The 14650-nt window shown below is 29.7% G+C and carries 14 protein-coding genes; 7 read left to right on the top strand and 7 right to left on the bottom strand.

The window, feature by feature from the left end; translation table 11 throughout:
- Positions 1-2: 2 nt before the first annotated feature.
- The 4 genes from B6F84_RS06545 to B6F84_RS06560 are packed head-to-tail and all read left to right on the top strand — an operon-like array spanning position 3 to position 5262.
- A complete protein-coding gene (locus tag B6F84_RS06545; protein WP_148691508.1) occupies positions 3-686 on the top strand; it encodes an endonuclease III domain-containing protein in 684 nt (227 codons plus the stop codon).
- On the top strand, positions 661-1233 hold the full coding sequence (locus B6F84_RS06550; RefSeq protein WP_187152649.1) for a ParB N-terminal domain-containing protein: 573 nt from the start codon (positions 661-663) through the stop codon (positions 1231-1233). Before B6F84_RS06545 ends, B6F84_RS06550 begins: the two co-directional genes overlap by 26 nt.
- Positions 1220-2605 carry a glycosyltransferase family 2 protein gene (locus B6F84_RS06555; protein WP_148691510.1) on the top strand — a complete coding sequence of 462 codons (1386 nt, stop codon included), beginning with the start codon at positions 1220-1222 and terminating at the stop codon, positions 2603-2605. The genes B6F84_RS06550 and B6F84_RS06555 overlap by 14 nt, the downstream gene beginning before the upstream one ends.
- Positions 2606-2640: 35 nt before the next feature.
- The gene (locus B6F84_RS06560; RefSeq protein WP_148691511.1) at positions 2641-5262 is read left to right on the top strand and encodes an ATP-dependent helicase; all 2622 of its coding nucleotides are present in this window, start codon (positions 2641-2643) and stop codon (positions 5260-5262) included.
- Between the two features lie 254 nt (positions 5263-5516).
- On the opposite strand, the gene B6F84_RS06570 is transcribed toward B6F84_RS06560, so the two are convergent.
- Both B6F84_RS06570 and B6F84_RS06575 read right to left on the bottom strand, forming a co-directional pair.
- Entirely contained in the window at positions 5517-6419 is a 903-nt protein-coding gene (locus tag B6F84_RS06570) for a CBS domain-containing protein (RefSeq protein ID WP_148691513.1), read from the bottom strand.
- Positions 6420-6454: 35 nt separating this feature from the next.
- Positions 6455-7153, bottom strand: a complete 699-nt coding sequence (locus tag B6F84_RS06575; protein WP_148691514.1) for a DUF2192 domain-containing protein — start codon at positions 7151-7153, stop codon at positions 6455-6457.
- Between the two features lie 62 nt (positions 7154-7215).
- Between B6F84_RS06575 and B6F84_RS06580 the strand changes: the two genes are divergently transcribed.
- Positions 7216-7605 (top strand): hypothetical protein, encoded by a 390-nt coding sequence (locus B6F84_RS06580; RefSeq protein WP_148691515.1) that lies wholly within the window; start codon positions 7216-7218, stop codon positions 7603-7605.
- Here B6F84_RS06580 and B6F84_RS06585 read toward each other — a convergent pair.
- Positions 7579-7935, bottom strand: a complete 357-nt coding sequence (locus B6F84_RS06585) for a hypothetical protein (protein WP_148691516.1) — start codon at positions 7933-7935, stop codon at positions 7579-7581. The two genes, B6F84_RS06580 and B6F84_RS06585, sit on opposite strands and share 27 nt — an antisense overlap.
- Positions 7936-7988: 53 nt before the next feature.
- Here B6F84_RS06585 and B6F84_RS06590 point away from each other — a divergent pair, with 53 nt between their 5' ends.
- Entirely contained in the window at positions 7989-8846 is an 858-nt protein-coding gene (locus tag B6F84_RS06590) for an MDR/zinc-dependent alcohol dehydrogenase-like family protein (RefSeq protein WP_148691517.1), read from the top strand.
- Here the strand turns inward: B6F84_RS06590 and B6F84_RS06595 are convergent.
- The gene (locus B6F84_RS06595) at positions 8838-10046 is read right to left on the bottom strand and encodes an aminotransferase-like domain-containing protein (protein ID WP_148691518.1); all 1209 of its coding nucleotides are present in this window, start codon (positions 10044-10046) and stop codon (positions 8838-8840) included. The genes B6F84_RS06590 and B6F84_RS06595 overlap by 9 nt on opposite strands.
- A 35-nt stretch (positions 10047-10081) precedes the next feature.
- Here B6F84_RS06595 and B6F84_RS06600 point away from each other — a divergent pair, with 35 nt between their 5' ends.
- Complete coding sequence (locus tag B6F84_RS06600; protein ID WP_148691519.1) at positions 10082-10870, top strand: nicotinamide mononucleotide deamidase-related protein; 789 nt, start codon at positions 10082-10084, stop codon at positions 10868-10870.
- On the opposite strand, the gene B6F84_RS13845 is transcribed toward B6F84_RS06600, so the two are convergent.
- Genes B6F84_RS13845 through pheS form a run of 3 tightly spaced genes read right to left on the bottom strand, consistent with a single transcriptional unit; the run spans position 10857 to position 14648 of the window.
- Positions 10857-11618: an alpha/beta fold hydrolase gene (locus B6F84_RS13845; protein ID WP_187152650.1), complete on the bottom strand. Its 762-nt coding sequence runs from the start codon at positions 11616-11618 to the stop codon at positions 10857-10859. The two genes, B6F84_RS06600 and B6F84_RS13845, sit on opposite strands and share 14 nt — an antisense overlap.
- Complete coding sequence (pheT, locus tag B6F84_RS06605) at positions 11619-13241, bottom strand: phenylalanine--tRNA ligase subunit beta (RefSeq protein ID WP_187152651.1); 1623 nt, start codon at positions 13239-13241, stop codon at positions 11619-11621.
- Positions 13242-14648 (bottom strand): phenylalanine--tRNA ligase subunit alpha, encoded by a 1407-nt coding sequence (pheS, locus tag B6F84_RS06610; protein ID WP_148691520.1) that lies wholly within the window; start codon positions 14646-14648, stop codon positions 13242-13244.
- Positions 14649-14650 lie beyond the last annotated feature (2 nt).

Genomic DNA, 14650 nt, shown 5'->3' on the forward strand with positions numbered 1-14650 from the left:
ATGTGAAGTGCACAGGAAAAGAAATTCTTGAAAGACTAAAGAAGGTATACAAAGAAAAACCAGAAGATTATGTAGCTTATGATGTTTGGCTTAAATTTAAAGATCCATTTAGAGTACTTATTGCTACTTTACTATCGCAAAATTCCACAGATAAAGGAACATATAAAGCGTTCTATAATTTAGAAAATACAGTTGGAGTTATTCCAGAAAAATTAGCTAATGCTAGAATTGAAGATATTTCAAAAGCTATACACAATATAGGTATTTATTTTATCAAGTCAAAAAGAATAAAGGAAATTTCAAAAATAATAGTAGAAAAATATGGAGGAAATCTAAATAATATAATAGACAAGCCAGTAGATGAAGCTAGAAAAGAGCTTACTTCATTACCAGGAATAGGAGAAAAAACTGCTGATGTTGTTCTCCTTACGTGTAAAAATTATCCATTATTCCCAGTAGATACTCATATTAAAAGAATATCAGGTAGATTAGGAATAGCTAAAGGAAATTATGCATCTATTTCTTCAGAATTAATGAAATTATTCGACAAAAATGATTATTTATTGGCCCACCATTTATTAATAGCTCACGGAAGACAAACTTGCAAAGCCAAAAATCCCTCATGTAATTCATGCGTATTAAATGATTGTTGTGAGTATTATGATAGAGTATATAGATCCAAATAATCTAATAAGCCATGAAGATATAGAAGTATATAATTTAGAAAAAATAATTAATTGTATAAGAAAATATAAAGCAATACAACCAGTAATAGTCGATGAAAATACATTTATTATTCTAGATGGACATCATAGAACTAAAGCAAGTAAAATATTAGGAATAAGGAAGATTCCAGTATATATGGTAGATTATTTTGATAATAGAATAAAAGTGAATAGTTTCGCACTAAATATATCTAATCTGAATTTAGCAATTAGGTTTATAGAAGACTCAACAGATGGAGGTTTATGCTTAAAAATAATAAATAAGAATATATGTGGTAAAACCCTTTATAATTTATATTGGAAGATAAATTCTATACAATCTTATCTTAAATATTTAGGATTTAAGATAGTAAAGACAAATGAAGATGGAATATTACTGCCTAAACTAGAAAAAGACTATATAGTAGATATTGCCAAGAAAGGATTAAGATTTCCTCCTAGAACAACAAGACATACCTATGATTTTATTATCCCCCGAAATAGAATAACAATAAATGAATTCCTTTGATTTTGCAATGCAACTATTAATATTCTTAGTACCGTCCTTATTACTATTATATCAATTTATTTTTGCCAGAATAGGCCTAAGAACTGAATATGTTTTCAATGAAAATAAGATACAATATCCAAGCTTATCTATTATAGTTCCTACCAAAGGAGAGTCAATAGAAACAATTCAAGGTTTATTGGATAATTTAAACGAAGTTGAATGGGATAAAGGAAAATTAGAAGTAATAATTGTATCAGATGATAACGAACAATATTTTAATAAAATGTTATCAGAATTGAAACCACCTAATGGTATAGAAGTTAAAATATATAGAAGAAATGAAAAAGAAAGAGAAGGATATAAAAGCGGAGCACTCAGATATGGATACTTAAAAAGTTCTGGAGATTTAATTCTTACTTTAGATGTTGATGCTAGATTAAGTAAAGACTCCTTAAAAAAAGCTTATCTACATATGTTGAAATTTGGTTGCGACGCTGTTACAATGAAATGGATAGGATATTCTAAGAATACTTACTCATTTCTAGCTAAAGGAATTATGGTATCTACAATGATTGCTGACAGTGCAATTTTGATCGGAAGAGATAGGGCAAAACTCAAGGTGTTTCCAGTAGGTTGTGGAACAATATTCAAAAGATCAGCAATAGAAGAAGTTGGACCATGGGATCATAGAATGATCCAAGATGATCTAGAAATAGGAGCTAGACTAATAAGTAAAGGAAAAAGAATTTGCTCTTCAAATTCCGTAGTTTTTGTAGAGGTTCCAGACAATTTTTTGGCGTTTTACGTACAACAAACTAGATGGGCTATGGGAAGTATGGAAGTATTAAGTAGAAGACTTAAGCCTATATTAAGGAGCAAAACTAATATATTCCAAAAAATAGATATGATACTATTTCTATTACAATATCTTCCAATTGCATTTACTTTTATTGCATCAGTAATAATATCAGTATATGCATTTTTTGGAAATCTAAATCCACTAAACTCTATTTACTTGTTTGCATTTTGGATTATTGTCCTGTCACTTTATGCATTTAACTTTTTATCTGTATCAAAAGAAGCCGGATTAAAACTTATAGAATCATTAAGAGCTTTAGGTAAAGTATCAGCATATACAGTTTCTATTTCTCCCTTTATTACTATCTCCTTATTTCTAGCATTTAGAAAAAACAGAAAATATATTGTTACACCTAAAGGAAAATCAGGCAAAAGCAACGTAATTTATATTATATTAGCCTTTGGAATATTCTTTTTGTCTGCTTCTATAACTTATTTAATGAAATCAGATATAATAACTGGATTATGGTTATTATACTATTCTTTAGCATATTTGTTTACTTTTTCCTCTTATAAAGATGAAGTTAAATAGACATTTTTATGCTATCTATATTTTAGATAATTATAATGTCTATAGAGTACGCAAAACCATACAAAGATGAAGAAGTATTTCAATTACTTAGACCTTATGTGGCTTCTTGGTTTAAAAATAAATACGGTACCCTTACTCCTCCACAAAAAGCTTCTATACCCATCATTAAAACGTATGGTAATGTTCTTGTTTCAAGCCCTACGGGAAGTGGAAAAACCCTAGCAGCATTCTTAGGAATTTTAGATAACTTATTTGAACTAGCCGACCAGGGAAAGTTGGAGGATAAAATCTATGCAATCTATATTTCTCCACTTAGAGCTTTAAATAATGATATGTATAAAAATCTAATAACACCATTAGAAGAAATAAAAAAAGAAGCTAATATTTCTGTAGATATAAGAGTAGGTGTTAGAACTAGTGACACATCCCCTTATGAGAAGCAAAAAATGTTAAGAAAACCTCCTCATATACTGATAACTACACCAGAGTCATTTGCTATTTCTTTAGTATCTCCAAAATTTAGCGAAAAAATGAAAGATGCAAAATGGATCATAGTAGATGAAATTCACGAACTAGCAGAAAGCAAAAGAGGAAGCTTTCTTTCTGGTTTTCTAGAAATATTTGAAGATTTAGTAGCAGAAAATAAAATAAGTAGAATTGGACTTAGCGCTACAATATCGCCTCTAGAGGAAGTTGCAAAATTTTTGGTAGGACCAAATAGAGATTGTAAAATAGTAGATGCCAGATTCGTAAAAGAAGTTGATTTAAAAGTTATTTCTCCAGTTAAAGACTTAGTCCATGCCAGTGAAGAAGAAATAGGAAATGGAATTTACAAAACAATGATAAACGAGATAATGAAACATAAAACTACTCTAGTTTTTACTAATACTAGAAGCGCAGCTGAAAGAGTTTCATACAAATTAAGAAAACTAGTAGAAGCAGAAAAGCTTTTTGATGCAGATATGATAGGAGCTCATCATAGCAGCTTAAGTAGAGACCTAAGGTTAGAAATAGAAGACAAATTAAAGAAAGGAGAATTAAAAGTAGTAGTATCTTCAACTAGCTTAGAATTAGGAATAGATATAGGATATATAGACCTTGTTTTATTACTCAGTAGTCCTAAGAGCGTTAGTAGATTACTACAAAGATTGGGCAGAGCCGGACATCACGTAAGAAGCATAAGTAAAGGTAGAATAATAGTAGTAGATAGAGACGACCTAGTAGAATGTACAGTGTTAGCAAAACTCGCTAGAGAAAGAAAAATAGATAGAGTACATATACCTCATAATCCATTAGACGTATTATCGCAAATAATTATAGCATCTACTATAGCAAAACCAGTTAATATTCAGGATTTATATAATATACTGAAAAAGAGCTATACATTTAGTACATTAGATTACGAGCAATTCTTGTCAACTATTGAATACCTTTCCGGAAAATATGAACTAGAAAGTAGAAATGTATATGCAAAAATAAGACAAGAAGACTCACAATTAAGAGTTAAAAGAGGAACTAGGATGATCTTTTACATGAACAGCGGTACTATTCCTGAAACTTCCCTAATTCCAGTATTCGCAGAAAATAATAGATACGTTGGAAACTTAGAAGAAGAATTCGTAGAAATACTATCTCCAGGTGATATATTTGTATTAGGTGGAAAAACATACGAGTTCATAAGTAGCAAAGAAAACAAAATAATCGTTAAATCAGCTGAAGGACAAAGACCAACAGTACCAAGCTGGTTCTCAGAAATGTTACCTTTAGCTTATGATTCTGCATTAGAAGTAGGAAAATTCAGAAAAGAAGTAGCTAAAATGATAGAAGACAAAGTAGATACAAAAAAGGTAGTAGAAGAAATTTCTAAAAAGTACTGTATTTCAAAGCATGCCGCTTTCTCTATATACGAGTACATATTAGAAGAATATCTTTTTACTAACGGCAAAGTACCCAGTGATGATCTTATACTTATAGAGATTTATGATGATGAAGAGAATAGGAGAAATTTTATATTTAATGCACTATATGGTAGGAGAGCATTAGATGCGCTTTCGAGAGCATTAGCTTACATAATTAGTAAAGATTTAAACGTAGATGTTAGAATTTCTGTTTCAGATAATGGATTTATTTTAACTTTACCAGACATAGTTGACTATAATATAGGCGATATATTTAATCAGATTTCAGTAGATGAAATGTATACTATTTTAAGCAATGTAATACTAAGAACTGAAATGATAAAAAGAAGATTTAGACAAACAGCAGAAAGATCATTTATGATACTTAAGAGGTATAAAGGGAGGAAAACTAATTTAGATAGAAGGCAATTAAATTCTGAAACATTATTAAATGTTGTAAAAGAAATTAGTAATTTCCCAGTATTAAAAGAAACAATAAGAGAAATATTGGAAGACCATATGGACATAAAAAGTGCAATAGAGATCCTTAAAAAAATAAAGGAAAATGAAATAAAAATTGAAGTTATAGGACCTAATACTATTCCTAGTCCATTCGCTCATGGAATTATAGCTAAAGAGCATGCAGATGTAGTTTTAGCTGAAGAAAAAAGAGAATTAATGAAGAAGTTGCATGAAGAGGTTATAGAATTTCTTAAAAGGAAAGGAATTGATATCAATCTCAACTATACCGAGTCCTGAATAATACCTATATATTTTTATACAAGAATATGATAGTATTACCCAATACGTTTTCCATATTTTCATACTTTCCAAATCAAATTTACTTGGTTCACAAGTAGTCCTATGAGTATGCACTATAGCTTGTAAATCGTCGTTATCTTTTATTAATCTATAAAGCTGAACACTGTCCATAATAAATTCGAAAGGATTATCAGAAATATTGTTTATCTCATAAAATTTATTATTTACTATAATTCCGCATCTTTCTTTCTTTAAATTCCCCATAAACCTTCTAATCCAGCTATAGACTTTAATATATCTGTTCTAGTTACTATACCAATCACTCTTTGACCTATATCAACTACTAATAATCTACCAACGTTATATATTATCATTTTTCTTATAGCTTCTAATACGTCTTCATCATCTCTAATTGAAATTACATCAGTTTTCATGTAATCTGAAACTTTTGATGTATAGTTACCTTCGAAAAATGCTTTAATAATATCAGCAGTTGTGATTATGCCTAAAATTTTCTCCCCGTCTCCTAAGACTGGTGCCCCTCTAATCCCTTCCTTATAAAGAATAACAGCAGCATCTTTAAGTGTCATATCAGGTTTTAGAGAAATTAATTTCTTACCTATTATGTTTCTTACTTTTTCTTTTGGTATACTTATCATCCTTTTCACGTCAATCAGAATTTCTTTTCTATTATCATCTGCATTTAGTACAATACCTTCAATTACTAGTCTACTGTAAGGTGTTGGTCCTAATCTTACTAAATCTCCAGATCTTATTTTCCTTAAGTCTCCGGTGACTTTAAGGATAACCTTGTTTCCCGATGGATTAGTAACGTCCATTAATTCTACATTTTCAACTTTTATATCAGTCTCTATATTACCTCTATACAAGCTTAACTTATCTAAAATCGGAGAGATAGTAGGATTTTTAATGAATTCATAAGCTTTTAATGTAGGCAAATATCCACCATTAGGCCCTGGCTTTGATTCAACTAATCCTAGCACTTTTAAGCTTAGTATAATGTTTCTAACTGTGCCCTCGTCTTTACTTATCATGTCAGCAACTTCTTTACTTTTTATCATCTTTTTTCCTTTGTTATATAGTTCTACTAATGCTAAAAGTATCTCCCTTTGTGTAGATGATAGATTCTGCATACTAAATTATAATTTTAAAGACTACTTAAAAACTTCTATGTTTTTAGAGATACTTCTAAAATTTTCTTGATAACTTTTGGTTTAACATTGAAAACTTCTTGAGAAATTAAAGCCACATAATTCGCTTTGGGTAAAGGATAATCTATGCCTATATTTATCGATATAGCTTTTTTCATCGCAATATAGTTTACTTTATCTCTAATTATGCCTTCTGCAATTCCTTCTGCTAATTTAAAAGCGGTATAGAATCTAGCAAAACTTTTAGCCGTATGTTTAATTGCATCGTTATTAGAAGAATCAAGTTTTCTTAATGCCATAGACAATTTACTTTCATCTGCAAACGATAAAATAACTTCAATAAACAATAACCTTAATGCTCTCGCTAGAATATCTTTATCTCCATTAGCTTTTTCGAATGCTTTTTCTGGAAAATTAGTTATTAATGATGAGATCTCATCATACTTTTCCTCTGTATTAAATAAATGGTCAAAAACATCTTTATAATCTGTATAAAGTCCTAATCCTTCCTTACCTATAACATATACTGTTATTAACTCTTTCTCGTACAAATTACTAGATTTAAAACCTCTAAATGGTTTTATTCCATTTTGCTCATATATAAATTTAATAAGTTCTATTAATTGTTCTCTATTTAAGCTTTTCCAGTTATCAAGTATTTTACCCCATAGCTCATTTATTACCTTTATACGATCCTTGTACAATTCTTTAACCATTATACATCCTTTGAATAAATATGTAATTTTGCTTAAAAAGGATAGCATATAAGCAAATCATCATGAGTGTTGAAGATAGTTTAAAACCAAGCGTAATTTTAGTTTCTCCATCAGATATTGAAGAAAATGTGAAAAAAATAGAAGAAGAAATAAAGAATCACGAACAACTAGATTTAGATTCGCAGAAGAAAATACAAGAAGAAATAGATAAAATATGGAAATCGCTAGGATGGTTCAAAATAGCAGAATCTCAAGGAATCTGGAAATCAAAGACATGCAGACATGGAACACAAGGGAGCTGTGAAGCGTGGAATATAAGTGATCCATCAAAACTAGGAATACCAGAAGATGCTATATCAGTAGCACAAGATGGAACTAAAAGAGTTATAACAGCTAAATTCTATCAACTATGTATTTCATGCCCATTATACGAACCCAGAAGAAACCAGTAATCTAGTTTTCTCAATTTCGTCTAATACTTTTCTTAGCTCATTGATTTTTTCAATTTCTATTTCTGGATTTTCCTTTATAATTTCAATTAAGCTAGAAATTAGATCATTAAGAATAACTTCAACTATTCTTTTTCTCTCTTCTTCATTTGAAATTTCAATGGCTTTCTCTATTGTCTCATCGCTTGCATGAGTTACACCCTTAGAAAATTTCAATATAGCAGTAGGAGTTACTCCTAACTCATTAGCTAACTCCTTCTTACTTCTATTCTCTAACAGAATACTTATTATATCCTCTCTAGCTTCTTTACTAATATTATGAATTGCCTTCATCTTAGATAAATATTCTACTAAGGTTTAAAAGAGGAACCAAATATTAAGATATTGTGCTATCAATTATATTTAACCAAGGTATTATAGCTGAAGATATTGTAGAAAAGCCAATAAATAAGGACTTTATTAGTATAAAACCCAAAAAAGTATTACTATCCTTCATAGAGAACTCAGTATACTTAGGTTTGCTTTGGATTAGACCACGGACTATTTTGGGAAGTATTGGAATAGGTAAGATCTATGATGTAGGAATAGATGTAGATCCCACTCTTCAAGGAAAAGAAGTTCTAGTTTTACCTTACTCTGAAAAGTATGGAGGAATAGGGACAGAAATAGATGGTTTACTAACTAAAAATGCAGTAATTCCAGAGGATTCAATAATTCCATTACCAGAACATTATACAGATAAAATATTATTATATCCATTTTTTTCTATTGCAAAACAGATAGAAGAAATTTCTAAAGGAGAAAGTGTACTAATATTAGGGGCAGGAATTATAGGAATACTTACATATATATTATTATCTAAATCTACTTCTGATATTGCATTATATTCTGAAGTCTATAGTAATATACATGGTGTTAAAGAAATAACTGATACAGATAAAAAATGGGATATAGTCGTAATAGCAACTATGCACAGCTGGGCAAGATATTCTGCTGAAAAATTACTAGAAAATAATGGAAAAATAATTATTCCTATATTTGCAAAATCATGGCCTCCTACATGCCCAAATAGTAATACAATAAAAGTATATCCGAAGAAAATAAATGGATTATTTTCTGAAATAGAGGATGTAATATCCGACAAGTTCTTTGAAGAAAATATAGGATATTCAGATGATATTATCTCATCTATACCAACATCAAAAAGAGGAGTAATAGTTGATATAGAGAAAGCTTTACGTTAATTCGCTTTTTATAACATCACTAAGTATCTTTATCCCTTCTACTAGCTTCTGCTTATCAGGAAAACTGAAATTAAGCCTCATAGTGTTTCTTCCACTATAATCGTAGTAGAAACTGGAGCCTGGAACATAAGCAACACCTTTCTCTAATGCCTTAGGTAGCATGTTTAATGTATCGATCTTATTTGGTAGCCAGGCAAATACAAACATTCCTCCTACTGGTTTAGACCATCTAGCCTCCTTAGGGAAATATTCTTGAATAGCTTGTAACATTACATCTCTTTTTTCTCTATATAATTGTCTAACTTTTGGCAAATTATTCTGAATAACATTTCTTTTTATTGCTTCTGCTGCAATAAATTGAGTAAAAGATGGAGTATGAAGATCAACATTTTGCTTATATAATTCAACGCTTTCTATAATTTCTTCATCAGCTAAAATCCAGCCTAGTCTGAAACCTGGTGCCAGAATTTTACTAAACGTTCCAGTATATATTACTCTGCCTTCTTTGTCTAGTGCTTTAATTGGCGCTGGGCTATCTCCATCAAAAACTAAAAAGCCATAAGCGTCGTCTTCAACAATTAAGAAATCATATTTAGAGGCTAATTCTAAAACTCTTTTTCTTCCATCTAAACTTAATGTAGTACCGCCAGGATTTTGAGCAGTAGGTATAATATATAATAATTTAATCTTTTCACCATTTGCTGTAAGTCTCTTTAATTCGTTTTCAAAAGCGTCTAAATCTGGACCTTGATCAGTTAATGGAATACCATGAAAGGTTGGATTTCTAGCTCTTAGAATATTAAGGGCAGCTAAATAACTAGGCATTTCTACAAATACGTTATCTTTAGGATCAACCAATAAATTGAAAAGCATGAATAAGGCTTCTTGACTTCCAACGGTAACAAAAATGTTATTCTCAGTTATTCCTGAGATTCCTCTCTGATTAGATAAGTTAACTAATTCCTTTCTTAATTCTGGTATTCCAGCAGTAGCTGAATATTGTAAGGCTCTTGAAGCAAAATTCTCTAAAACATAATCAGTTATTGACTTTATATCTTCTGCAGGAAAAGTAGAAGGATCTGGTAAGCCTCCTGCTAAGCTAATTACATTTTTACCTTCAGTTAATTTTAATAAATCTCTAATTTCAGAAGTTCTTAATAATGACGATTCTTTAGATAGAAATTTACCCCATTTAGCCATAATGATAAATAGCTACTTTAGATATATATTATTTTGTGAGAACATACACAGCCGAAATAATAACTATTGGAAATGAAATTCTTAGTGGAAGAACAATAAATACTAATGCTTCACATATAGCTAGAAGATTAACATCCATAGGATTTACAGTAAGAAGAATAACTACAGTAATGGATGACCTACAAGAAATATCGTCAATATTTAGAGAAGTAATAAATAGAAAACCTTTACTCATAGTATCTACTGGAGGATTAGGTCCTACATACGATGATAAGACTTCTGAAGGACTAGCTTTAGGCTTAAATAGAAGCCTGGAATATAACGAGTTAGCATTAAATCAAATTAAGGAAAAATATCAAAAATTAGGATTAGAACTCACAGAAGAAAGGAAAAAGATGGCTTATTTGCCAAAAGACTCAATACCAGTTGAGAACGATCAAGGAATAGCACCAGGCATTTATACGATATATGATAATATAGAAATTCTAGCCCTTCCAGGAGTTCCTAGAGAAATGGAAAATATATTAGAAAATTTCATAAAAAAATATTTAAAAACAAAGCCAGATGTAAAATATCAAGAAAAATCAATTCTGGTAAATAAAGTTATGGAGTCGGCAATAGCTCCATATATAAAACAGCTAGTTAAGAAATATGATCTCTATATAAAGACACATCCGAGAGGATATGAACTAAGTAATCCATCCTTGGAAATTCAAATAGCAGGAAGCAGTAGTAATGAAGAAGAGATAAATAAGAAAATAGATGAGTGCTTAACTGAAATCAAAGACATAGTAAAAAAACTAGGTGGAGTTATAGAAAGTTAGATATAACATTATTTAATTCTTCTGGAGCTTCAAAATTAAGAAAATGTCCATAACCACTTATTATATTCAATTTCAGTTTGGATATATTCTGCTTAAATATTTCTGCATTTTTCGATAATTTATCTTCAGAACCATAAATAAGTAATGTATCTTCGTCAATTTTACTTAAATCATTAGAATAGTCCTTAGACTTGAGTAATCCTTCTACTGCATATTTATATCCTAAAGGATTATTCTCCTTATAAACTTGTAATAATAAATTCCATGCAGTATAGTTAGATATTAAAGCTTCAGAAAACTCGCCATGTAACCTTCTATATTCAGCTAAAGCTTCCATACCAAAACTAGTAGCGATTCTTACGTAATTATAATATGGATCTGGATCTGGTGCTTTATATAATGCTCCTATCAGTACCAATTTTTCTACGTTAAATTTTGTAGCATAATCTAAAGCTATTAAAGTTCCTATAGAATGGCCTATTATTATTGGATTATCAATTCTCAAGTATTCTAATAAGCCTTTAAGATCTTTTGAATGATCTTCTATTAAATAGGGATAATTTAAAACTGAAGACCTACCGTGACCCCTAAGATCATAAACAATAACTGAATATTTACTTGAAAAATACTTATTTTGAAATATCCAGCTTTTGAATGAACCTGCCAAATGATGAATAAAAACTAATGGTCTACCACTACCTAAGTTTTCGTAATAAATTCTTACATCATCTAGAATTATAAATGGCATTTAGACCTCACCTATTTTATCTAAATATATCTCCGAAATTACTACTGGGTATTTGATATTGAATTTTACTAAAAATTCTGGAGATATCTCTCCTATTTCTCCTAATTCCTTATCAGCTAAAACAATCTTTGATGACCTGCCTCTTATGAAATATTCTTTATCTTCTCTGATATACTTAGCTTCTTTACCTACTAGATTATATATAATTTGATGAACTATTGACTGTAAATATTCATAACTAACTTTACTATCCATTATAGCTAAACATGCTCTAGAACTATTCATAAAACCAGTGTCAGAAGTATTAGATTTAACTACAACATCACCCACTTCAAAAATTTTTATTGGAAATCTAGCGTGTTGATTTTTGGATAAAAAGTTTAGCATTACCCATATTAATGAGTTCCTTATAGCATTATATTCCATGGAAATAGGATTTTCTACTCTAACATAATCACCATATAAATAGTCTGTATTAGCTAAAATTAAATTAAAAATCTCTTGAAAACTGCTTCCAACAGCCAATTCTCTAAAAGCCCTTTCTAACCTTGTTATATAAAGTAAGTTTCCTGTTTCTGCAACATGTACATTATCCAATTTGAAATTCCTATAACCATAAGCCATTGCTATATCCTCTGAAATATCAGCATATGTCATTATGTCTATTCTATATTGAGGAATAACTATATCTAAGGAATCATTATTTACTTTTGCATCCATCCTCATTTTCAAAATGTATTTAGCCATTTCTTCAGCACTTAGATTTAAACCCAGTCTAGTATTTACTTGAATAGAATTAACTGAAATATTGTTATGAACTAATAAAGGAGACTTATTAGCAAACGGAGAAATAACTTTTATAATACCTATTTTACCTCCGCCCTCTGCAAAATTACTTACAAGAATATCTAATGTTTGAGCTACAGCATCAAAATTAGTACCAGTAACATCAATAAAAAGATCACGTGTATTTACATCCAAAGTAGTTTTATCTGAATTAATAACTGGAGGAATACTTAATATGTTACCATCGTCTTGAACTATAGCAGGAGAATAATTATCTCTTATTGAAATATTACCATAAATTTTCCCTTGTTCAGTATTAAGTAAAACTTCTGATATCTTCATTTTAGTGGTAGAATGTAATGGAATAAATTCTGCATCTAAAGGCACTTCTTTATATCTAATTACTTTTTGATCTATCTTATGAAGATCATGAATTCCTATGGCAACTTTTTTTCTTTTTCTGCCTATAGTATCATGAAGTTTCTCTTGAAACTGAATAATTTCTTTTAACCTGTCATCATCAAGTTTAAAGTCATAAACTATTGCTCCTAAAGCATATGGTCTCGATTTTACGTCATCTACTATTAAAGTATATTCAGTATTTACAATTTCATATTTAGCCTCTCCTAATCTTCTTTCTAATAAACCGTCTACAGCTCTTTTTATCCCTTCTGGACTCAACATATCTAATCTATCTGCATTTATCTCTACTGAGATTTCGTCTTCTCCTATTTTTTCTATTTCAGACTTCAAATCAAAGAGAACATCTTCTAATTCTTTTTCACTTATTTTCAATAAATTCATTAATCTTGATTCTTTTAAATTAATAGTTACCATTCAATATTCCACCTTTCTATTTCTTAAATATTCTATATTATCAGAATATAAATATCTTATATCTTTTATTCCTAAAAATAACATAGCTAACCTATCTAATCCTAAGCCCCACGCTCCAGCTGGCATACTAACTGAAGCAGGCTCAGTAACTTCTGGTCTAAGTAGTCCTGCTCCGGCCATTTCTACCCAGCCTAAACCTTGAATATACCCATATATTTCAACACTTGGCTCAGTAAATGGAAAATATCCAGGTTTAAATTTAATTTCTTTAATACCTAATTCAGCGAATATAGACTTTAAAATCGATAATAACTCCCTAAAGTTGAAATCTTTATCTATTATTAATCCATCTAACTGATGAAATTCTATCAAATGGGTAGCATCAATAGCATCAGGTCTAAATACTTTACCTATAGTAAATACTTTAATAGGCTTATATGGAGAAGTTGATAACATTCTAGCAGTTGTCGCAGTAGTCTGACTTCTTAAAACAAGATTTTTGGCAATATTTTCATTCCAATTATATCTCCACCATTTTTCATGAACTTCCTCTACTCTCTTTACAAGATCACTTTTTGGTAATTTTCCATACCCTGAAATTCTAAAACTGTCATGAATCTCTCTTGCTGGATGATCTTGAGGCTGAAATAACATATCAAAGTTATAGAATTCTAATTCGACATAATCGCTCTTAATTTCACTAAAACCTAAACTAATCATGATATCTTTTACATGCTCTAAAAATTCTTTAAAATAATGTTTTTTTCCTATAGGCAAAAATGGTGGAAGAGCCTCTACATTATACTCCCTAAAAATATATTTTTTCCAATCACCATTTTGCAAAATTTCTGGAGTTAAGAATGTTATGGCTTTTTCTTCCTCTGGTTCTTTAATTAGAGATACAGATATAATTTTAATATTTTTTATCTTTATTAACTTTCTCTCTTCTAACTCTTTGATATATTTATTAATTTCGTCTTGAGTTAAACCTTCATTATCTTTAATTTTCCTCATAATTTCTATCTCTGGAGATTTATAATCATTACTTAAAGGATAGACTAATCCATTCTCGATTTTTATTATTCCTTTTCTTTTTGCCCAATTTAATGCGATATTCGTATCTTTTCCTAAAATTGAAGATATCTCTTGGATCCTTTTTGGTCCCTCCTTGATCAGAGATAGAAGCTTATCCTCTGGCAATCCATTCTTTAATCTCTCTTCTCCTTCTTGTGTAAGTTCATATTTCTCTTCTATTTTCTCATCTACTGTCACATATCCTTTAGATTGCAGAAGATATACTATACTATATATTGAACTCTCTGGTAAAATAGAAGATAAGTCAGTAGATGTAGCTTTTTTATATTTTTTTAAATATTCTATTACCTTTAATTCATTTTCGCTTAACATAA

Origin of the sequence: Acidianus manzaensis (assembly GCF_002116695.1) — an archaeon.
GTDB lineage: Archaea > Thermoproteota > Thermoprotei_A > Sulfolobales > Sulfolobaceae > Acidianus > Acidianus manzaensis.